Genomic DNA, 19,956 nt, shown 5'->3' with positions numbered 1-19,956 from the left:
ATTGGCAATCAAAGCCCGCAGTTAAAACCCAGTGGAGTCACCTTTTATGCGTCTTAAACTTGCTGTCGCTACCTTCGCCGTGTTGTCCCTTCCAGTCGGTTCGGCGATGGCTGATGACAGCTTTTGGCGTAACGTCCTTACTTCCGGTGCCACCACCGGTACGTCCTACCTGACCTCCAGGGATCACAAGCTGGTCGTCGCCGCCCAGGACGACGCCGGCAGCTTTGTCGCCAGTGACGGCGCCATTCGCGGCCCCTACCTGGAAGCCGCCATGCAGAAAGTCCGCTCCGAAAACCCTGGCCTGCAAGCCACGGACATGGAGTTGGCGAACGCCATCCTGGCGAAGAATGCCATCGCCTCGAAATAAGGTTCGCTGCTTAACAAAATGCCGCTCACATGAGCGGCATTTTTTTGCCTGAAATGCGATCAATTGTCGATGATCGCTCCCACGCAGAGCGCGGGAACGATCAGCGCTCCCCTGTCAGCGGTATTCGTCCACCGGCACACATGCGCAAAACAGATTGCGGTCACCGTAGACATTGTCCACACGGTTCACCACCGGCCAGTACTTATGGGCCTTGGTGTGAGCATCCGGCGTCACTGCCTGCTCGATGCTGTACGGCCGCTCCCAAACCCCGGTGATGTCGGCCAAGGTATGCGGCGAACGTTTCAGCGGGTTGTCCTCTGCCGGCCAGTTGCCGTTCTGCACCTCGGTGATTTCCGCGCGGATACTCAACATCGCGCCGATAAAACGGTCCAGTTCCGCCTTCGACTCACTCTCGGTCGGTTCGACCATCAACGTCCCCGGCACCGGGAATGACATGGTCGGCGCATGGAAGCCATAGTCCATCAGGCGTTTGGCAACGTCCTCTTCACTGATCCCGGTCTGCGCCTTGAGCGGTCGCAAGTCGAGAATGCATTCGTGGGCCACTCGCTCGTTGCGCCCGGTGTAGAGCACTGGAAATGCGCCGGCCAAATGCTGCGCCAGGTAATTCGCGGCGAGAATCGCCACCTCGCTCGCATCCGCCAGTTGCGGCCCCATCATCGCGATGTACATCCAGCTGATGGGCAGAATGCTAGCGCTGCCCCAAGGTGCCGCGCTCACCGCGCCGTTCTCCGGCAGCGGGCCATCGATTGGCACCACCGGGTGATTGGCGACGAATGGCGCCAGATGCGCCCGAACGCCAATCGGGCCCATCCCCGGTCCGCCACCGCCGTGGGGAATGCAGAAGGTTTTGTGCAAGTTCATGTGCGACACGTCGGCACCGATGTCTGCCGGCCGTGCCAATCCAACCTGCGCATTAAGGTTGGCGCCATCCATGTACACCTGACCGCCATGGCTGTGGATAACTTCACAGATCTCGCTGATGCCTTCCTCGTAGACCCCGTGAGTCGAAGGATAAGTCGCCATCAGGCAGGCGAGTTTGTCCCCCGCCTCCGTGGCCTTTTCCTTCAGATCATTCAGATCGACATTACCCCCCTCGTCGCACTCGACGATCACCACCCGCATCCCGGCCATTTGCGCCGAGGCCGGATTGGTGCCGTGGGCCGAGGACGGGATCAGGCAGATATCCCGCGCGCCCTGATGGCGGCTCTCGTGATATTTGCGGATCGCCAGCAACCCGGCGTACTCGCCCTGAGCACCCGAGTTGGGTTGCATGCAGATCGCATCGAAACCGGTGATCGCGCAGAGCCAGCGCTCCAGCTCCTCGATCATCAAGGAATAACCCACCACCTGCTCTCTCGGCACAAACGGGTGCAGGTTGGCGAATTGCGGCCAGGTGATGGGAATCATCTCGCTGGTGGCATTGAGCTTCATGGTGCAGGAGCCCAGCGGGATCATCGATTGATTGAGCGCCAGGTCTTTGTTTTCCAGCTGCTTGAGGTAACGCAGCATTTCGGTTTCGCTGTGATGAGCGTTGAATACCGGGTGACGCAGATAAGGCGTACTGCGCTGCAACCCGGCAGGAATGCCGGACATCAAGACTTCAGCGTCCAGTTCGTCGACGTTGAGCCCATGATCGGCCCCGAGAAATACATCGAACAGCTTCGCCACGGTGATTTCGTCACAGGTTTCGTCGAGGCTCAGGCCCAACTGCCCACGGCCGAGAATGCGCAAGTTGATCTGCGCCGCCTGGGCACTTTCGATGATCGCGGTCTGAGTGCCACCGACCTCCAGGGTCAGGGTGTCGAAGAAGTGCTGATTGATACGGTTGATCCCGTGACGCTCCAGGCCGGCAGCGAGGATGCAGGTCAGCCGATGGACGCGCTGGGCAATCCGTTTGAGCCCTTCCGGGCCATGGTAGACCGCGTAGAAACTGGCGATATTGGCCAGCAGCACCTGAGCGGTGCAGATGTTGGAGTTGGCTTTCTCCCGGCGGATATGTTGCTCGCGGGTTTGCAGGGCCATGCGCAGGGCAACGTTGCCGCGAGCATCTTTCGATACGCCAATGATTCGCCCGGGAATCGCCCGTTTGTATTCGTCGCGACTGGCAAAAAACGCCGCGTGCGGGCCGCCGTAACCCATGGGCACGCCGAATCGCTGGGACGAACCGAACACCACGTCGGCGCCCAGTTCCCCCGGCGGGGTCAGCAACAGCAGACTTAGCAGATCGGTCGCCACACAGGCCAAGGCTTGCTGGGCATGCAGATGATCGATCAAGGGACGTAAATCGCGCACTTCGCCATGGGTGTCGGGATATTGCAGCAGCGCGCCGAATACCTGGTGCTGTTTCAAGTTATCCACAGCGTCGACGATCAGCTCGAAACCGAACCCTTCGGCCCGGGTCCGCACCACGGAAATGGTCTGCGAGTGGCAATTCTCATCGACGAAAAACAAGTTACTTCTGGATTTGGCCACGCGCTTGGCCAGTGCCATGGCTTCAGCTGCCGCCGTGGCCTCATCCAGCAGTGAGGCGTTGGCCAGTTCCAGGCCGGTCAGGTCGATGGTCAGTTGCTGGAAATTCAACAATGCTTCGAGCCGGCCTTGGGCGATCTCGGGTTGATAGGGCGTATAGGCGGTGTACCAACCGGGATTTTCCAGCACGTTGCGCAGGATGACGGCCGGCGTGAGGGTGCCGTGGTATCCCATGCCGATCAGGCTGGTCCAGACCTGGTTCTGCTCGGCGTAGCCCCGCAGCTTGGCCAGCGCGGCTTCTTCGTCGAGGGCCGGCGGCAAGTCCAGCGGCCGGTTGAGGCGGATTCCCGGCGGCACCGTCTGCTCGATCAGTTCGACCCGGCTGCCAAGACCAAGGCTGTCGAGCATCGCCTGCTGCTCGGCGGCATCGGGCCCGAGGTGGCGGCGCAGAAAGGTATTGGGGTCGCGTAACTGGCTCAAGGACGGCAATTGGGACATGACGGGCTCTCTCTTGACTGGCGCTCGGCGTCGATGCAATGCGGTCAAACCAGCATAGCAGTCGATGTCGCGGTGGCCTTGAAGAAGGAGTCGTACGTAAACGATGCAGGTTGCGATCTTTTGATTCTGATTTAAAACAAGATCAAAAAATCGCAGCCTGCGGGGCGGGCATTACTCGCCGATGGCGGCCTTGTAGGCCATGGGGTCGAGCAGCTTGTCCAGCTCAGAGGTATCGCTTGGCTCAAGCTTGAAGAACCAGCTGTCATAAGGTGCGCTGTTGACCAGTTCCGGGCTGTTGGCCAACTCTTCGTTAACGGCAATGACTGTGCCGGAGACTGGCGAGTAGATATCGGACGCGGCCTTGACCGACTCGACTACACCTGCAGCCTCGCCGGCAGCGAACACCTTGCCGATTTCCGGCAGCTCAACGAACACTACGTCACCCAAGGCTTCCTGAGCATGGTCTGAAATACCCACTTTCACGCCGCCATCATGGTCTAGACGGGCCCATTCGTGACTTTCGGCAAAACGCAGGTCGACAGGGATTTCGCTCATGTTCTGTGTCCTCAAGAAAAATGTCAGCGGTCATTGCCCGCCAAAAAAAGTTAGATCAAGGTTTTGCCGTGGCGTACGAAGGTCGGTTTGACCACTCGAACCGGGTACCACTTGCCACGGATTTCCACTTCAGCGCGATCGGCGGTGGCCGCCGGCACGCGCGCCAGTGCAATCGACTTGCTAAGCGTAGGAGAGAAACTACCACTGGTGATCTCCCCTTCGCCAACATCGGCGATGCGAACCACCTGATGCGCCCGCAAAACCCCACGCTCCTCAAGGACCAGACCGACCAGCTTGTGCTGCACGCCAGCGACCTGTTCGGCTTCCAGGGCCGTGCGGCCGATGAACTGACGCGTGGTCGGTTCCCAGGCAATGCTCCAGGCCATGTTGGAGGCCAATGGCGAAACTTCTTGATGGATGTCCTGACCGTAGAGGTTCATGCCGGCTTCGACACGCAAGGTATCGCGCGCGCCGAGGCCAATCGGGGAAATACCCGCGCCCACCAGATCGTTGAAAAAGCCCGGTGCCTGATCGGCCGGCAGCACGATTTCCAGACCATCCTCACCGGTGTAACCGGTGCGTGCGATGAACCAGTCACCGTCGGTCTGACCTTCGAAATATTTGAGCTGCTGAATCAGCGTGCCACGGGACTGAGTCACCAGTTCGGCAATCTTGTGCCGGGCGTGAGGCCCTTGAATGGCCAGCATCGCCAACTCGGAGCGCTCGTTGAGCTGCATATCGAAGTCGCCGAGATGAGCTTGCATCCAGGCCAGGTCCTGATTGCGGGTGGAGGCGTTGACCACCAGGCGATAACCGTCCTCGATACGGTAGACGATCATGTCGTCGACGATGCCGCCGTGCTCGTTGAGCATGGCGCTGTACAAGGCACGGCCGGGGCTGTGCAGACGCTCGACGTCATTGGCCAGTAAATACTGAAGCCAGGCCTTGGCCTGGGGGCCGTCAACATCGATCACGGTCATGTGGGATACATCGAAAACCCCGCAATCGCGGCGCACCTGATGGTGTTCCTCGACCTGCGAGCCGTAATGCAGAGGCATATCCCAACCGCCAAAATCGACCATCTTCGCGCCGAGGGCGAGATGAAGGTCATACAGAGGCGTACGCTGTCCCATGGGTTTCTCCTTCCGGGCGTGGCGAAGGTGCGGTCAGGCGCTGTAGGGTTGAAATGCCTTGAAATAAAAGGCTCTCAGTCGTTTCAGCGACCCGGTCTGAAGGACGGACCGCACCGAATGCCGCGCATTGTAGCCGCAAGGTGTAGGACTGACACCTAGCCGTTTCGATGCGCCGACCTTCTGATCAATCCGATGACCGGTAACAACCCGACCAACACCAGGGTCAGTGCCGGCAACGAGGCCCTCGCCCACTCGCCCTCGCTGGTCATTTCAAAGATCCGCACTGCCAGCGTGTCCCAGCCAAACGGGCGCATCAGCAGGGTCGCGGGCATTTCCTTGAGCACATCGACGAACACCAACAGCGCAGCGCTCAATGTGCCCGGCAGCAATAGCGGCAGATACACTTTGAAAAACAGTTGTGGCCCACTGACGCCAAGGCTACGTGCCGCTTCGGGCAAAGAAGGCCGTATTCGCGCCAGGCTGCTTTCAAGCGGTCCATAGGCTACCGCGATAAAACGCACCAGATAGGCCAGCAACAACGCCGACAGACTGCCCAGCAGTAACGGTTTGCCCGCACCGCCAAGCCAGCCCGACAGCGGGATCACCAGTTCGCGATCCAGGTAACTGAACGCCAGCATGATCGACACCGCCAGCACCGAGCCCGGCAAGGCGTAGCCGAGGTTGGCCAAACTGATGCCGGAACGGATCGCCCGGGTCGGCGCCAATCGACGGGCAAAGGCCAGCACCAGAGCGACACTGACGGTGATCAACGCTGCCATGCCGCCCAGATACAGGGTATGGATGATCAATCCAGTGTAACGCTCATCCAGATCGAAGCGTCCGCGTTGCCAGAACCACACCACCAGTTGCAGCACGGGAATGACGAACGCGCAGGCGAACACCAGACCACACCAGCTCATGGCCGCCAGCGCCTTGACCCCGCGCAGGTGATACAAAGCCTTGACCCGTGGCCGTTCGTTGCTCGCCCGGCTGGCCCCGCGGGCACGGCGCTCGCCATACAGCACGACCATCACCACCAACAGCAACAGGCTGGCCAGTTGCGCGGCGGTGGACAGGCTGAAGAAGCCGTACCAGGTTTTGTAGATAGCGGTGGTGAACGTATCGAAGTTGAACACCGACACCGCGCCGAAATCCGCCAGGGTTTCCATCAACGCCAATGCCACTCCCGCGCCGATAGCCGGACGTGCCATGGGCAACGCCACTCGCCAGAACGCCTGCCATGGGGATTGCCCAAGGACTCGCGCTGCCTCCATCAAGCCTTTGCCCTGAGCCAGGAATGCGCTACGCGCCAACAGGTAAACGTAGGGATAGAAAACCAGCACCAGCACCAGAATCACACCGCCGGTGGAGCGCACTCGCGGCAGCCTCAAACCGCTGCCGAACCATTCGCGCAGCAAGGTTTGCACGGGGCCGGCGAAATCCAGCAGGCCGACGAAGACAAATGCCAGCACATAAGCAGGAATTGCAAAGGGCAGCATCAGCGCCCAGTCCAGCCAACGCCGCCCGGGGAATTCGCAGAGGCTGGTGAGCCAGGCCAGGCTGACGCCCAGCAGCGTTACGCCGAAACCGACGCCGAGTACCAAAGTCAGGGTATTGCCCAGTAGCCGCGGCATTTGGGTGTCCCACAGGTGGGACCAGATCTGCTGATCGATGGTTTGCCAGGAAAGAAGCAGGACACTCAGGGGCAGCAGGACCAGCGCAGCAATGGCGAAGACCAGGGGATACCAGCGGCGTTGGGCGGGGTGGGCCAAGGAAAGCTCTCGTTTAAATGATTGTGCCCACGCTCTGCGTGGGCACACATCTTGTGACGCTCTGCGTCACGCCTCGACGCGAAGCGTCGGTGGATGCATTCCCACGCAGAACGTGGGAACGATCAGGCCGGCAGGGACGCCGCCGACTTCATTCTGTGGCGCAGTATATCGACAGACTCAATTCCATCCAGCCCGATCCATCATCCGGATCGCTTCGGCCTGACGCTTGCCGGCGATTTCCACTGGCAAGGTGTCGGCCACAAACTTGCCCCAGCTCGCGACTTCAGCGGAAGGCTGAACGGCAGGGTTGGCCGGGAACTCCTGGTTCACGTCAGCGAAAATCTTCTGCGCTTCAGGCGTGGTCATCCACTCCACCAGCGCCTTGGCGGCTTCCGGGTGCGGCGCGTGTTTGGTCAGGCCGATGCCCGACAGGTTGACGTGCACGCCACGGTCGCCCTGATTCGGCCAGAACAGCTTCACCGGCAGGTCCGGCTTCTGTTTGTGCAGACGGCCATAGTAGTAAGTGTTGACGATGCCGACATCGCACTGGCCGGCGTTGATCGCCTCCAGCACCGCAATGTCATCGGAGAACACGTCAGTGGACAGGTTGTTGACCCAGCCCTTGAGGATTTTCTCGGTTTTCTCGGCGCCATGGACTTCGATCATCGTGGCGGTCAGGGACTGGTTGTAGACCTTCTTCGCCGTGCGCAGGCACAGGCGGCCTTCCCACTGCTTGTCGGCAAGCGCCTCGTAGGTGGTCAGCTCACCGGGTTTCACCCGGTCGGTGGAGTAGGCGATGGTCCGCGCCCGCAGGCTCAGGCCGGTCCAGGCATGGGAGGAAGCGCGGTATTGCAGCGGGATGTTGGCGTCGATCACCTTGGAAGTGAACGGCTGGAGAATGCCCATCTGCTCGGCCTGCCAGAGGTTGCCGGCATCGACGGTCAGCAGCAGGTCGGCAGTGGCATTTTCGCCCTCGGCCTTGATCCGCTGCATCAGCGGCGCTTCCTTGTCGGTGATGAACTTCACCTGCACGCCGGTTTTCTGGGTGTAGGCATCGAAGACTGGCTTGATCAGCTCATCGATACGCGAGGAGTAAACCACCACCTCGTCGGCGGCCTGGGCGACGGTGCTGCCAATCAGGGTCAGGGCCAGTGCAGTCAGTAGACGCTTGGGTGCCAACATGGAAGCGATCTCTCGAATGGGGAAGTGAGGACAAATGATAAGGACTCACATTTCGCTTCTCAATCGAACAGTGAGTGGAGGCGTTACCGGATGTTGCAGCAGGAGCTGCCGAAGGCTGCTCCTACAGATGCAAATCAAGCCTTGGCAAGTCCGGGCAGATCCCCAATCAACCCAAGCGCTTCACGCACGAACAACGCCTTGGCCTCGGGCATTTGATCGACCATCTTCAACCCGGTATTACGCAACCAGCGCACCGGCAACGGATCGGCCTGGAACAATCGCTCGAACCCTTCCATCGCCGCCATCAATGCCAGGTTGTGGGGCATGCGCCGACGCTCATAGCGACTGAGCACTTTCACGTCCGCCAACCGCTCACCACGCGCGGCCGCTTGCAGCAGCACTTCGGCGAGCACCGCGGCATCGAGGAAACCGAGGTTCACGCCCTGCCCGGCCAACGGATGGATGGTGTGGGCCGCATCGCCGATCAGCGCCAGGCCTTCAGCCACATAACGCTTGGCATGACGCTGACGCAGCGGCACGCACAAACGCGGGTCCGCGCTGAGCACTGTGCCGAGGCAGCCTTCGAAGGCCCGCTCCAGCTCCTTGCAGAAGCCTTCGTCGTCCAGCGCCATCAGGCGTTCGGCTTCGCTCGGCGTGGTCGACCAGACGATCGAGCACCAATCCTGTTGACCGTCCCGGTCCAGCGGCAGAAACGCCAGCGGGCCGTTGTCGGTGAATCGCTGCCACGCGGTCATTCGATGGGGTTTTGAGCTGCGCACACTGGTAACGATCGCGTGGTGCATGTAATCCCACTCGCGAGTCGCAACACCGGTCAGGCGCCGAACGGCCGAGTTGGCGCCATCCGCGGCGATCACCAAAGGTGCCCGCAAGGTGCGGCCATCGGCCAGGGTCAGCAGCCACTCGTCACCGGAGCGGCGCATTTGCTCCAGACGCGCATTGGCCAGCATCCCGAGATCGCAGTCGTGCAGTCGATCGAGCAAGGCATCCTGAACCACGCGGTTCTCGACGATATGCCCGAGCACTTCGGCATGGACGCTGGTCGCCGAGAAATGGATCTGCCCGGTGCCACTGCCGTCCCAGACATGCATGTCGGTGTAAGGACTGCAGCGTCGGCTGGCGATGCCCTCCCAGACACCCAGACGTTCAAGTATGCGCTGGCTGGCGGCCGACAAGGCGCTCACCCGCGGTTCGAACGGAGCCTGCCCATCGAAGGGTTTGACGCTCAGGGGGCTACCGTCCAGCAGCAGGACTTCGAGCCCACTGTTTTGTAACGCCAGCGCCAGGGCACTGCCGACCATTCCGGCCCCGACAATCAGCAGATCTGCGCGCATTTCCATGCTTTAAGCCTGTCTCGCTTGCGGCTTGAGCCGCACATAAAGGTTTTTCTCGACCCGCGCCACCCAAGTGCTCGCGCCGCCATGAATATCGACTTGCAGGTGCACCCTGCCCGGTTTTTGCTTACTCATCGGGTCGCGTACCCAAGCCCATGGCCTGCCGGGCGAACCAGCGCTTGGCCGGCGGCAGCAGATCGAGGCCGAGCAACCCAATGTTGCGGCCCAGGGAAACCAGCGGCTGAGTGCTGCCGAATAACCGGGTCACCTGATCGGAGAAGCCCACGGTCAGGCTCTGGTCCAGACGCTGACGCTCGCGGTAGGCCTGCAAGGTGGCGAAATCGCCGGGCGATGTCTCGCTGCCCAACAGACTGTCGGCCAGCGCCTGGGCGTCACGCAACGACAGGTTGAAACCCTGCCCGGCGATCGGATGCAGGCTATGAGCAGCATTGCCGAGAACCGCCAGATGCGGGCGAACTTGCTCCTCGGCTTCAATCAGCGACAGCGGATACAGATGCCGTGCCCCGACCTGTTTCAGCGTGCCGAGGCGATAACCGAAGATGCCCTGCAATTCAGCGAGAAAGCTGCGGTCATCAAGGGCCGCCAGCCGTTGCGCGTCCATGCCCAAACGGGTCCAGACCAAAGCGCAGCGATTGTCCGGCAACGGCAGCAAGGCCATCGGGCCATCGTCGGTGAAACGCTCGAAGGCCATGCCGTTGTGCGCTTCACTGGGGGTGATGTTGGCGATCAGCGCGCTCTGGTTATACGGGCGTTTCTTGATGCCAATACCCAGTTGCTCACGCAAGCCGGAACGGCCGCCATCGGCGAGCACCGCAAGGTCGCATTCCAGGATGGTTTCATCGTTGAGCGTCAGACGATAGCCGTCGGTCAGCGGTTCCATGCGGGTGACTTCCGCCGGGCAGCGCCAACTGACTACGTCGTTGTCCAGACCTTGCCAGAGGCATTGGCCGAGCCAGGCGTTTTCCACCACATAACCCAACGCCGGTACGCCCTCTTCCATCGCCGACAGCCGCGCGGTGGAGAAACGCCCACGGTCAGAGACATGAATCTGCTTGATCGGCTCGGCGCGGCGGGAGATTTCCTGCCACACGCCCAACCGTTGATAAATCTGCCGGGCGCCAAAGGACAGCGCCGAAGAACGGGCGTCATAGCTCGGCTGGTACGTGTGGCCGGGAGCAAAGGGTTCGATCAGCACGATCTTCCAGCCACGGGCCTTGGCCCCGGCCTGCAGAGCCAACGCCAGGCTGGCGCCGACCAGGCCACCGCCGATGATTGCCAGATTGACTCGACTCATGCCGCTTGTGTCCGTGCGGCGGCCATCAAGGCTTCGATCTCGGCGACCGTTTTCGGTACGCCGTTAGTCAGGATTTCACAACCGGTTTTGGTGACCACCACGTCGTCCTCGATGCGTACGCCAATACCGCGCCATTTCTTCGCCACGTTCTGGTTGTCCGGAGCAATGTAAATGCCCGGCTCCACGGTCAGCGCCATGCCGACTTCCAGCACGCGCCATTCGCCGCCGACCTTGTACTCGCCAACGTCATGCACATCCATACCCAGCCAGTGGCCGGCGCGGTGCATGTAAAACGCTTTATAGGCTTCGCTGGCGATCAACTCGTCGACCTCGCCCTGCAACAGGCCCAACCTCACCAGGCCGGCGGTAATGACCCGGACCGTGGCTTCGTGCGCCTGGTTCCAGTGTTTGTTCGGCGCGATCTCGGCAAACGCCGCTTCCTGGGAAGCCAGCACCAACTCGTAAATCGCCTTCTGCTCCGGTGAGTACTTGCCGTTGACCGGCCAGGTGCGGGTGATGTCGCTGGCGTAGCAGTCGATCTCGCAACCAGCGTCGATCAACACCAGATCGCCGTCCTTGAGCACCGCGTCATTCTGCTGGTAGTGCAGGATGCAGCTGTTGCGCCCGGCGGCGACGATCGAACCGTAAGCCGGCATCTTCGCCCCGCCCTTGCGGAATTCGTAGTCGAGTTCGGCTTCGAGGCTGAACTCATGCAAACCGGCACGGCTGGCCTGCATCGCACGAATATGGGCCTGGGCGGAAATCCGCGCAGCTTCGCGCATCACCTTCACTTCTGCCGCCGATTTATACAGGCGCATGTCGTGAAGCAGATGATCCAGGGCAACGAATTCGTTCGGCGGCTGGGCGCCGAGGTGTGCTTTAGAGCGGATCACGTTGATCCAGTCCATCAGGTGCCGATCGAATTCCGGGTTGCTGCCCATGGCCGAGTACACCCGGTCGCGGCCTTCGATCAGGCCCGGCAGGATGTCGTCGATGTCGGTGATGGGGAATGCGTCATCGGCGCCGAAGTCGCGGATCGCGCCTTCCTGGCCGGCGCGCAGGCCGTCCCACAATTCCCGTTCGGCATTACGTTCCCGGCAAAACAGCACGTATTCGCCGTGCTCACGGCCGGGCATCAGGACGATGACGGCTTGAGGCTCGGGGAAACCGCTGAGGTACTGGAAATCGCTGTCCTGACGGTAGACGTGCTCGACATCACGGTTGCGGATGGCCACCGCGGCGGCGGGCAGGATGGCGATGCTGTTGGGTTCCATCTGCGCCATCAGCGCCTTGCGGCGACGGCTGTATTCCGATTTCGGGATATGAATCATGGGCAGATGGCTTTCCCTGGCACGCGATTAATGCAACGACGGTTTGGCAGCCGCTTCGTCGGTTTTCTTGGTTTCGGTGAACAGCAACAACGGAGCGACGCGCAGGTACTCCATGACTTCCATGTAGTCGCTTTCGCCGTCGTCGGACTCTTCCAGCGCGTCTTGCACCTGGGCGATGGCGGCTAGATCCTGCAGCACTTCGGTGGCTTCAGTGCTCAAGGCATATTCGCGGCGTGTCAGACCGAAGCCGGTAAGGAAACCCTGGCACCACTGGCCCAGTGCAGCCGCTCGCTCGGTGAGCGGCGCGTCGTCGGTCGGCAGCAGCAGAACAACGGTCATGTCGTCGCTGGTAAGCTCGCCCTTGACCATCTCTTGCAGTCCGATCAAGGCGTTGCGAACGTTGTCTTGTGGCTCGCCTTCGAGCAGCTCGGCGGCGTCAGCCAACCAGCTGTCGGCTTCGAAGCCGGCACCGGCGCAACTGCGGCCGAGCAACAAGCCGTGCAGTTCGGCAGGCGAGACGGGGTGGCCGCTGGTGCTCAGCAGGGTGGCAAAGGCTTGGTACGGAGAATTCTGAATGGGCATGGGCAGCTAGGCGCCAGACGGCGCTATGTCTAGAATGAAGGCCTTGTATCCTACATCGACAGACTCGCCAAGACTATTAAAGGCTGTCCGCCAGCCAGGCCTACGAGCTTGCCACCCATCAGACACAACCAGTGGACACAATGGAAGACACCGACCTGCAAGCGCTGATGGCCAGACTCGAACTGCTAATTACTCGAGTCGAGCAACTAAAGAGTCAGAACGGACTCCTATTAGCTCAGGAAAAGAGCTGGCGCGAGGAACGCGCGCACCTCATTGAAAAAAATGAAATCGCCCGGCGTAAGGTCGAATCGATGATTTCGCGCCTCAAGGCCCTGGAGCAAGACTCATGAGTTCAAGCAATAGCGTTACCGTGCAGATCCTCGACAAAGAATATTCGATCATCTGCCCCCAGGAAGAGCGCAGCAACCTGGTGAGCGCTGCCCGTTACCTGGACGGCAAGATGCGCGAAATCCGCAGCAGCGGCAAAGTCATCGGCGCCGACCGCATCGCCGTGATGGCCGCGCTGAACATCACGCACGATCTTCTGCACAAGGAAGAACGCCCGGATGTGCAGGCCAGCGGCTCGACCCGGGAGCAGGTTCGCGACCTGCTGGACCGCGTCGATCTGGTACTGGCCACCGATCCGGATGTCACCAAGGGCTGATTCGCGTGACCGCTTGGGGTATACTCGCATCACTCCCTGGGGTGCTTGCCAGTTGACGACGTCCCTGAGCCGATTCGCACTACCCTGGAGGTTGCACGTTGGGCTGGTGTGCATGTCCGCTAGACGGAAAGCCTTAAAGCCTACTGCATCTTCCACCTTGAACTTTCGGGTTCAAGGGCTAAGTCGACAGCGGTTCATCCGGGGAGCCTGATTCCAGTCCGATGCCGGTTTTTATACCGGCATCGGCTTTTTTACGGGTACGCTTTAGTACTCGCACTTCCGAAGCCTGAATCCATGACCGAACCTGCGCTGCTGCCCCGCCCGCAACTTCGACGCATGCTGCGCAAGGCCCGCCGCGCACTGACCCCCAGTCAGCAGCGCGAGGCCGCTCGCGGGCTGTATAAGCAATTGGCCCAGCACCCGCTGTTCCGCCGTGCAAAGCACATCTCCCTGTACCTGCCCACCGACGGTGAAATCGATCCACGCCTGCTGATGCGTGCCGCGCAACGTCGGGGCAAGGCGACGTATCTACCGGTGCTCAGTGCCTGGCCACAAACCAAAATGGTGTTCCAGCGGGTTCGTCCCGGCGAAAAGCTCAAACCCAACCGTTTTCGCATCCCCGAACCACGGCACAACATCGCCCGACAACGCAAAGTCTGGGCGCTAGATCTGGTGTTGTTACCGCTGGTGGGGTTTGACGATGTCGGCGGGCGCCTGGGAATGGGCGGAGGTTTCTACGACCGAAGCCTGGCGTACCTGGCGCGCCGCAAAAACTGGCGCAAACCGACGCTGCTGGGCCTGGCCCATGAATGTCAGAAGGTGCAACGATTGGCTCAGGCGAGCTGGGATGTACCGCTGCAGGGAACGGTCACGGACAAGGCGTGGTATTTCGCGGGCTAGACGCCACTGATTTCAGCGGCGTCGAAAGACAGGTTCAGCGCTTGAAGGCCGACGGCTGTTGCTGCGCGATCTCGACGGGAGCATCGGATTTGTTGTTCCACAGGCTTTGGGCATAGCCGGTGGTCACGACACCAAGGCCGAACAAAATAACCAAAATCCATAGTAAATCCGGTTTGCGTTTCATCGATTGCCCCCCAAAGGCACATCAACACGATGACAGCAGCGGTTTCCGTTGTAGGTGTAGGCCGTGCAGCAGCGTCAAGCTTAGAAGGCCGGCATTTTGCGACAACGTGAACCGACACGCAAACGCTGGCGCCAACCGACTGTCGGTTTGTCATAAAATTGCCCGACCGCTCTCCCACTCACCTCGCAAGGAGCCAAACCATGGCCTATTGGCTGATGAAATCCGAGCCCGACGAACTCTCGATCAAAGACCTGGAGAAGCTTGGCCGAGCGCGCTGGGACGGGGTTCGCAACTACCAGGCGCGTAACTTCCTGCGGGCTATGGCGGTGGGTGACGAGTTTTTCTTCTATCACTCCAGCTGCCCGGAGCCGGGAATTGCCGGGATCGGAAAGATTGTCGAGGCAGCCTATCCGGACCCGACGGCACTGGAACCTGAGAGTCATTACTATGATCCGAAGGCCACTGCCGAGAAAAACGCCTGGAGCGCGATCGATGTCGCTCACATCGAAACGTTTTCCAAGGTGCTGAAGCTGGATTATCTGAAACAGCAAACGGCACTGGCCGAAATGCCATTGGTGCAGAAAGGCTCGCGACTGTCGGTGATGCCGGTGACAGCCGAGCAATGGGCAGCGGTGCTTGATCTGCGCTAAATAATGCATAACGGCCGGACACTCTGGCTTACCTTGCCAACCGGTCAGGCTTGGCCCTCAGTTGACTAACATCAAGGTGCTCAAGCGCGTTCCTGTCAGACTGGGACGCTATAGACGCAGGATGCCGATATGTCAACGCACAGCCGTTCTTCGCTTTTCTTCGTTTTTTTACTGGGGACTGTGTTGCTGGCCGCCGGAGGGTTTGGTTATTGGCGGTCGACCGTTAACCGACTGCCCGAAGGGTTGTACGTCGGCAATGGTCGACTTGAAGCCACGGAAGTGCAAATCGCCAGCAAAACACCCGGTCGATTGGCTGAAGTGTTGGTGGAAGAAGGCGACAAGGTAACTCAGGGTCAACTGTTGGCCCGCATGGACACCCGTACCCTCGAAGCCCAGCGCAACCAGGCTGAAGCCGAAGTGATACGCGCACGGGAAAATCTTGCCGCGGCCCAGGCCAATGTGAAACTGCGCCAGAGCGAGCAACTGCTTGCCCAGCAAGAGCTCAAGCGCTCCCAGGCGTTGTTCAATCGCGGTTTCGCCAGCGGCCAGATCATCGATCAACAACAGTCACGCTTCGACACCGCCAATGCGGCTGTTACTGCGGCCCGCGCTCAGGTGTCCGCCGTCGGCGCAGCCATTGGCGCGGCACAGGCGCAAGTGGCTCAGTTAAACAGCGAAATCGATGACAGCAGCTTGCGGGCCCCCATCGACGGAATAATTCAGCTTCGCATGGCCGAACCCGGAGAAGTGCTCGGCGCAGGTGGGCGAGTATTGCTGCTGATTGACCCGAACGACCAATACATGAATCTCTATCTTGCAGCATCCGTCGCCGGACGCCTGGCGGTCGGCGATGAAGCGCGGATCCTGCTGGACGCCCTGCCCGACCAGCCGCTGCCGGCAAAAATCAGTTTCGTGGCGGCCAAGTCGCAGTTCACGCCCAAAGAAGTCGAGACCCGCGACGAACGTCAGAAGCTGGTGTTTCGGGTCAAGCTACACTTGACCCACCCCAGCGCCGTGCCCCAGGCCAAACCGGGGATGCCCGGCAATGGCTACGTGCGCACCGCTCCCATTGACTGGCCGGCCAATCTTCAATGACCGGCCTGGCACTGCAAGCCACCCACCTTCAGCACCGCTATGGCGAACGGCATGCGCTGACCGACATCACGCTCAGCCTGCCCACCGGCACCCGGTGCGGGTTGATTGGCCCGGATGGCGCCGGTAAATCCAGTTTGCTGGGATTGATCGCAGGCGTGAAGACACTGCAGGAAGGTCAATTGGAAGTGCTCGGTGGCTCGATCCAGGAACGGCGCCACCGCAACAGCCTCTACTCGCGCATCGCGTTCATGCCTCAAGGTCTGGGCGGCAACCTGTACCCTGATCTGTCGATCCGCGAGAACATTCACTTCTTTGCCACACTGTTCGGGCTGTCCAGGGCTGAAAGCAATCAGCGCATGCACAGCCTGCTGCTTGCCACCGATCTACTGCGATTTGCCGAGCGCCCGGCCGGCAAGCTGTCGGGTGGAATGAAACAGAAGCTGGGCCTCTGTTGCGCATTGATCCATGAACCGGATTTGTTGATCCTCGATGAGCCGACCACTGGCGTCGATCCCTTGTCCCGACGGCATTTCTGGGAGTTGATTGATGACGTTCGGCGCCAACGCCCGCAACTGACGCTACTGGTCGCCACCGCGTACATGGAAGAGGCCGAGCAGTTCGAGCATTGCCTGATGCTTGACGGCGGCAAGCTGATCGCCGCCGGCTTGAGCAGCGACCTGAGGGCGGCAACCCCCAGCGGCAAGCTCGATGAAGCCTTCACCCACTTTCAGGGCGACACCGGCCACGATAACCAACCACTGGTGATCCCTCCCCGAACCAACGCTACGGCCGATATCGCCATCCAGGCCCATGACCTGACCCTGCGTTTCGGCGACTTCACGGCGGTGGACAAGGTCAGCTTCGCCATCGGCCGTGGCGAGATCTTCGGGTTTCTGGGCTCCAACGGCTGTGGCAAAACCACCACCATGAAAGTGCTCACCGGGCTGATCCCGGCCAGCGAAGGCAGTGCCACGCTGCTGGGCAACCCGGTGAACGCCAAGGACCTGGCCACCCGCAAGCGCGTCGGCTTCATGTCTCAGAGTTTCTCGCTGTATGGCGAACTCAGCGTGCGGCAGAACCTGGACTTGCACGCACGCTTGTTCGATCTACCCCAGGCCGACAGTGCTCAGCGCATCGACGAACTGATCCAGCGCTTCAGCCTGGCCAACGTCGCCCATCAGCCCTCCGGTGCATTGCCGCTGGGTCTGCGTCAACGGTTATCCCTGGCGGTGGCGGTGCTGCATCGCCCGGAAGTGCTGATCCTCGACGAACCCACCTCCGGCGTCGACCCGGCGGCGCGGGACGATTTCTGGCGACTGCTGATCGAACTGTCCCGTGAACAGGACGTGACAATCTTCCTGTCCACCCATTTCATGAACGAAGCCCAGCGCTGCGACCGCATCTCGTTGATGCACGCAGGCAAGGTACTGGCCTGCGACACCCCGGCAGCACTGCAACAGCAGTTCAACGGCCAGACACTTGAGGCCGCGTTCGTCACCTGTCTGGAGCAGGCCCAGAGCCCGGTCGCAACAGCGGCGCCACCAACGCCCATCGAAACGATGCTCGCACCCACCCCATCAATGAAAGACCGTCGCTTCAGCTTTGGGCGACTGCGGGCATTGGCGAACCGTGAAGCCAAGGAACTGCTGCGCGATAGAGTGCGCCTGGCCTTCGCTCTACTCGGGGCGATGCTCATGATGGTGATTTTCGGCTACGGCATTTCCCTGGACGTGGAGAAACTCGCTTTCGCGGTCTACGACCAGGACCAGACCCCGCAAAGCCGGGCTTATCTGGAGGCATTTCGCGGTTCCCGTTACTTCGAAGAGCAGCCCCCGATAGGCGATCCGGCGCAGTTGCATCGACGATTGCAGCGCTCGGAAATCAAACTGGCGCTGGAGATTCCCCCAGGATTCGGCCGGGATCTGTTCGCCGGTCGCCAACCCACGGTGGCGGCCTGGTTCGACGGCGGTATGCCGTTTCGCGCCGAAACCAGCCGAAATTATGTGGAAGCGGTACACCAGGCCAACCTGGAACAACTGGCGGATCAGTCCAGCCCCGCATCACCCCAGCAAGCGCCAGCCAAACTGGAAACCCGCTTCCGCTACAACCAGGATGTCGTCAGCGTCAACGCCATCGGCCCTGGAGTGATGGCGCTGATCCTGGCGTTCATCCCGGCCATGCTGACTGCGCTGGGCATCGTGCGGGAGAAGGAACTGGGCTCGATCACCAACTTCTACGCCACACCGCTGACCCGCCTGGAGTTCCTGTTAGGTAAACAGGTGCCGTATCTGGCCGTCAGCCTGATCAATCTCGCCGTGCTGACAGCCATGAACCGCTGGCTGTTCGGCGTACCCTTCAAGGGCGGCGCATTGACCCTGGCTTTCGGCGGGCTGCTCTACGTGCTGGCGACCACCAGCATGGGGATGTTGATTTCGGCGTTCACTCGAACCCAGATCGCCGCGATTCTCGGCACCATGATCATCACAAGTCTGCCGACGATCCAGTTCTCCGGTTTGATCGTGCCGCGATCGGCCCTCGATGGTGCGGCCGCGGTCATGGGTATGCTGTTTCCGGCAGGCTATTTTCTCGATATTGCTGTCGGCACCTTTACCAAGGCGCTGGATATCCGGCAGTTGTGGCCACAATGCCTGGCACTGTTCGGGTTCTTTCTCGGGTTCACCGGGCTCAGCCTGGCCATGCTGAAAAAGCAGGAGGTCTGATGCATAAGCTTGCGCACATCCTGCGTCTTGGCCTCAAGGAACTCACCAGCCTGCGACATGACAGTGTGTTGCTACTGTTCCTGCTCTACGCCTTTACAGTGGCGATCTACATGCCGGCCGCAGGCTCAGTGATTGGTGTGCACAACGCCAGTGTGGCCATGGTCGATGAAGATCACAGTCCCATGTCACGCCAACTGGCCCAGGTTCTGCGGCCGCCGGAATTTCAACCGCCGGTGCCGCTGCCTTATGGCCAACTGGACGAGGTACTGGACAGCGGGCGGTACACCTTCGTGATCAATATTCCAGCCAATTTTCAGGCCGATCTGCTGGGCGGCCACCAGCCAGCGGTGCAGGTCAACGTTGACGCCACCGCCATGAGCCAGGCGTTCATGGGCGCAGGCTATATCGGGCGGATTTTCCAGCGCGAGCTGCTGACCTACAGTGGCCAGGGCGATGCGGCGAGCCAGACACCGGTGCTGCTGACGACACGAGCCCTGTTCAATACCAACCTGGAGGGTGGCTGGTTCCTGGCGGTGATTCAGATCGTCAACAACATCACGATCCTGGCCATCATCCTGACGGGCACAGCGCTACTGCGTGAACGCGAGCACGGCACCCTCGACCATTTGCTGGTACTGCCGCTGACGGCACTGGAAATCATGCTGGCGAAAGTCTGGAGCAACATGCTGGTGGTGGTGCTGTGCACCTGGGTATCGCTGGAAGTGATCGTCAAAGGCGCCCTTGGCGTGCCGCTGGCCGGCTCCATGAGCTTTTTCTTGTTGGTAACGGCGGTTTATCTGTTCGCCAGCACGGCGCTGGGAATTTTCCTCGCGACCCTCGCCCGCTCGACACCGCAGTTCGGCTTGTTGGCGATTCCGGTGATTATCCCGATGTTGCTGCTTTCCGGGGGCAGTACGCCCCTGGACAGCATGCCGCAATGGCTGCAATGGGTGATGCAGGGCTCGCCGTCGACACACTTCGTCAGCCTCAGCGCCGCGATACTGTTTCGCGACGCCGGCATCGGTGTCGTCTGGCCAGACTTGCTGGCATTAAGCGCCATCGGCCTGCTGTTCTTTACCATTGCGCTGATGCGGTTTCGCAAGAGCCTGGCTTCCTGAGGACCACGTCGCGCCCTTCGCGGGCAAGCCCGCAATGAGGCCCGCCCG

General features: G+C 60.8%; 18 protein-coding genes, 1 other RNA gene and 1 pseudogene. 9 read left to right on the top strand and 11 right to left on the bottom strand.

Annotation, left to right across the window (positions count from 1 at the left end):
* The first annotated feature begins 46 nt into the window (after positions 1-46).
* Positions 47-367, top strand: a complete 321-nt coding sequence (locus MMG91_RS15870) for a DUF2388 domain-containing protein (protein WP_310660108.1) — start codon at positions 47-49, stop codon at positions 365-367.
* Positions 368-481: 114 nt separating this feature from the next.
* On the opposite strand, the gene gcvP is transcribed toward MMG91_RS15870, so the two are convergent.
* From gcvP to MMG91_RS15820, 10 genes and pseudogenes are all read right to left on the bottom strand, one after another.
* Positions 482-3,355 carry an aminomethyl-transferring glycine dehydrogenase gene (gene gcvP / locus MMG91_RS15865; RefSeq protein WP_310660107.1) on the bottom strand — a complete coding sequence of 958 codons (2,874 nt, stop codon included), beginning with the start codon at positions 3,353-3,355 and terminating at the stop codon, positions 482-484.
* Between the two features lie 171 nt (positions 3,356-3,526).
* The gene (gene gcvH / locus MMG91_RS15860; protein WP_018927591.1) at positions 3,527-3,910 is read right to left on the bottom strand and encodes a glycine cleavage system protein GcvH; all 384 of its coding nucleotides are present in this window, start codon (positions 3,908-3,910) and stop codon (positions 3,527-3,529) included.
* A 50-nt stretch (positions 3,911-3,960) separates the two neighbouring features.
* Complete coding sequence (gcvT, locus tag MMG91_RS15855; RefSeq protein ID WP_310660106.1) at positions 3,961-5,043, bottom strand: glycine cleavage system aminomethyltransferase GcvT; 1,083 nt, start codon at positions 5,041-5,043, stop codon at positions 3,961-3,963.
* Between the two features lie 155 nt (positions 5,044-5,198).
* Entirely contained in the window at positions 5,199-6,815 is a 1,617-nt protein-coding gene (locus MMG91_RS15850) for an iron ABC transporter permease (protein WP_310660105.1), read from the bottom strand.
* Positions 6,816-6,992: 177 nt separating this feature from the next.
* Positions 6,993-7,997 carry an extracellular solute-binding protein gene (locus MMG91_RS15845; protein WP_305447346.1) on the bottom strand — a complete coding sequence of 335 codons (1,005 nt, stop codon included), beginning with the start codon at positions 7,995-7,997 and terminating at the stop codon, positions 6,993-6,995.
* 134 nt (positions 7,998-8,131) lie between these two features.
* Complete coding sequence (locus MMG91_RS15840; protein ID WP_310660172.1) at positions 8,132-9,349, bottom strand: 2-octaprenyl-3-methyl-6-methoxy-1,4-benzoquinol hydroxylase; 1,218 nt, start codon at positions 9,347-9,349, stop codon at positions 8,132-8,134.
* A 9-nt stretch (positions 9,350-9,358) separates the two neighbouring features.
* Positions 9,359-9,454 (bottom strand): annotated as a pseudogene (locus MMG91_RS15835) (tetrameric acyl-CoA thioesterase); the annotation flags it as partial.
* 22 nt (positions 9,455-9,476) lie between these two features.
* The gene (gene ubiH, locus MMG91_RS15830; RefSeq protein WP_310660104.1) at positions 9,477-10,664 is read right to left on the bottom strand and encodes a 2-octaprenyl-6-methoxyphenyl hydroxylase; all 1,188 of its coding nucleotides are present in this window, start codon (positions 10,662-10,664) and stop codon (positions 9,477-9,479) included.
* Positions 10,661-11,995 carry a Xaa-Pro aminopeptidase gene (pepP, locus tag MMG91_RS15825; RefSeq protein ID WP_305447348.1) on the bottom strand — a complete coding sequence of 445 codons (1,335 nt, stop codon included), beginning with the start codon at positions 11,993-11,995 and terminating at the stop codon, positions 10,661-10,663. The genes ubiH and pepP overlap by 4 nt, the downstream gene beginning before the upstream one ends.
* 27 nt (positions 11,996-12,022) lie before the next feature.
* The gene (locus MMG91_RS15820) at positions 12,023-12,577 is read right to left on the bottom strand and encodes a YecA family protein (protein WP_008012538.1); all 555 of its coding nucleotides are present in this window, start codon (positions 12,575-12,577) and stop codon (positions 12,023-12,025) included.
* Positions 12,578-12,717: 140 nt separating this feature from the next.
* Here MMG91_RS15820 and MMG91_RS15815 point away from each other — a divergent pair, with 140 nt between their 5' ends.
* From MMG91_RS15815 to MMG91_RS15800, 4 genes are all read left to right on the top strand, one after another.
* Positions 12,718-12,927: a TIGR02449 family protein gene (locus MMG91_RS15815; RefSeq protein WP_007899405.1), complete on the top strand. Its 210-nt coding sequence runs from the start codon at positions 12,718-12,720 to the stop codon at positions 12,925-12,927.
* Entirely contained in the window at positions 12,924-13,241 is a 318-nt protein-coding gene (locus MMG91_RS15810; protein ID WP_007942435.1) for a cell division protein ZapA, read from the top strand. Before MMG91_RS15815 ends, MMG91_RS15810 begins: the two co-directional genes overlap by 4 nt.
* Before the next feature lie 30 nt (positions 13,242-13,271).
* Positions 13,272-13,450: non-coding RNA, 6S RNA (gene ssrS, locus MMG91_RS15805), on the top strand.
* A gap of 85 nt (positions 13,451-13,535) precedes the next feature.
* Positions 13,536-14,141, top strand: coding sequence for a 5-formyltetrahydrofolate cyclo-ligase (locus tag MMG91_RS15800; protein ID WP_305447349.1), 606 nt, complete (start codon positions 13,536-13,538; stop codon positions 14,139-14,141).
* Between the two features lie 34 nt (positions 14,142-14,175).
* Here the strand turns inward: MMG91_RS15800 and MMG91_RS15795 are convergent, their stop codons facing one another.
* Complete coding sequence (locus MMG91_RS15795) at positions 14,176-14,325, bottom strand: hypothetical protein (protein WP_305447350.1); 150 nt, start codon at positions 14,323-14,325, stop codon at positions 14,176-14,178.
* Between the two features lie 200 nt (positions 14,326-14,525).
* Here MMG91_RS15795 and MMG91_RS15790 point away from each other — a divergent pair, with 200 nt between their 5' ends.
* From MMG91_RS15790 to MMG91_RS15775, 4 genes are all read left to right on the top strand, one after another.
* The gene (locus MMG91_RS15790; protein WP_305503753.1) at positions 14,526-14,975 is read left to right on the top strand and encodes an EVE domain-containing protein; all 450 of its coding nucleotides are present in this window, start codon (positions 14,526-14,528) and stop codon (positions 14,973-14,975) included.
* 129 nt (positions 14,976-15,104) lie between these two features.
* Positions 15,105-16,070, top strand: coding sequence for an HlyD family secretion protein (locus MMG91_RS15785; protein WP_305447352.1), 966 nt, complete (start codon positions 15,105-15,107; stop codon positions 16,068-16,070).
* On the top strand, positions 16,067-18,790 hold the full coding sequence (rbbA, locus tag MMG91_RS15780; protein WP_310660103.1) for a ribosome-associated ATPase/putative transporter RbbA: 2,724 nt from the start codon (positions 16,067-16,069) through the stop codon (positions 18,788-18,790). The genes MMG91_RS15785 and rbbA overlap by 4 nt, the downstream gene beginning before the upstream one ends.
* The gene (locus MMG91_RS15775; RefSeq protein WP_305447354.1) at positions 18,790-19,908 is read left to right on the top strand and encodes an ABC transporter permease; all 1,119 of its coding nucleotides are present in this window, start codon (positions 18,790-18,792) and stop codon (positions 19,906-19,908) included. Before rbbA ends, MMG91_RS15775 begins: the two co-directional genes overlap by 1 nt.
* Positions 19,909-19,956 lie beyond the last annotated feature (48 nt).

It is taken from the genome of Pseudomonas sp. JL3 (assembly GCF_031570575.1).
Classification (GTDB): domain Bacteria; phylum Pseudomonadota; class Gammaproteobacteria; order Pseudomonadales; family Pseudomonadaceae; genus Aquipseudomonas; species Aquipseudomonas cucumis.
This window is presented reverse-complemented; position numbering and strand designations above follow the sequence as displayed.

What these genes read in the sequence shown, in the direction of transcription:
- MMG91_RS15810 (WP_007942435.1), top strand. Translation starts at nt 12,924, where the DNA reads ATGAGTTCAAGCAATAGCGTTACCGTGCAGATCCTCGACAAAGAATAT.
- MMG91_RS15845 (WP_305447346.1), bottom strand. Translation starts at nt 7,997, where the DNA reads ATGTTGGCACCCAAGCGTCTACTGACTGCACTGGCCCTGACCCTGATT.
- gcvP (WP_310660107.1), bottom strand. Translation starts at nt 3,355, where the DNA reads ATGTCCCAATTGCCGTCCTTGAGCCAGTTACGCGACCCCAATACCTTT.
- MMG91_RS15815 (WP_007899405.1), top strand. Translation starts at nt 12,718, where the DNA reads ATGGAAGACACCGACCTGCAAGCGCTGATGGCCAGACTCGAACTGCTA.
- pepP (WP_305447348.1), bottom strand. Translation starts at nt 11,995, where the DNA reads ATGATTCATATCCCGAAATCGGAATACAGCCGTCGCCGCAAGGCGCTG.
- MMG91_RS15785 (WP_305447352.1), top strand. Translation starts at nt 15,105, where the DNA reads ATGTCAACGCACAGCCGTTCTTCGCTTTTCTTCGTTTTTTTACTGGGG.
- MMG91_RS15800 (WP_305447349.1), top strand. Translation starts at nt 13,536, where the DNA reads ATGACCGAACCTGCGCTGCTGCCCCGCCCGCAACTTCGACGCATGCTG.
- MMG91_RS15840 (WP_310660172.1), bottom strand. Translation starts at nt 9,349, where the DNA reads ATGCGCGCAGATCTGCTGATTGTCGGGGCCGGAATGGTCGGCAGTGCC.
- MMG91_RS15775 (WP_305447354.1), top strand. Translation starts at nt 18,790, where the DNA reads ATGCATAAGCTTGCGCACATCCTGCGTCTTGGCCTCAAGGAACTCACC.
- MMG91_RS15795 (WP_305447350.1), bottom strand. Translation starts at nt 14,325, where the DNA reads ATGAAACGCAAACCGGATTTACTATGGATTTTGGTTATTTTGTTCGGC.
- gcvT (WP_310660106.1), bottom strand. Translation starts at nt 5,043, where the DNA reads ATGGGACAGCGTACGCCTCTGTATGACCTTCATCTCGCCCTCGGCGCG.
- rbbA (WP_310660103.1), top strand. Translation starts at nt 16,067, where the DNA reads ATGACCGGCCTGGCACTGCAAGCCACCCACCTTCAGCACCGCTATGGC.
- ubiH (WP_310660104.1), bottom strand. Translation starts at nt 10,664, where the DNA reads ATGAGTCGAGTCAATCTGGCAATCATCGGCGGTGGCCTGGTCGGCGCC.
- gcvH (WP_018927591.1), bottom strand. Translation starts at nt 3,910, where the DNA reads ATGAGCGAAATCCCTGTCGACCTGCGTTTTGCCGAAAGTCACGAATGG.
- MMG91_RS15870 (WP_310660108.1), top strand. Translation starts at nt 47, where the DNA reads ATGCGTCTTAAACTTGCTGTCGCTACCTTCGCCGTGTTGTCCCTTCCA.
- MMG91_RS15820 (WP_008012538.1), bottom strand. Translation starts at nt 12,577, where the DNA reads ATGCCCATTCAGAATTCTCCGTACCAAGCCTTTGCCACCCTGCTGAGC.
- MMG91_RS15790 (WP_305503753.1), top strand. Translation starts at nt 14,526, where the DNA reads ATGGCCTATTGGCTGATGAAATCCGAGCCCGACGAACTCTCGATCAAA.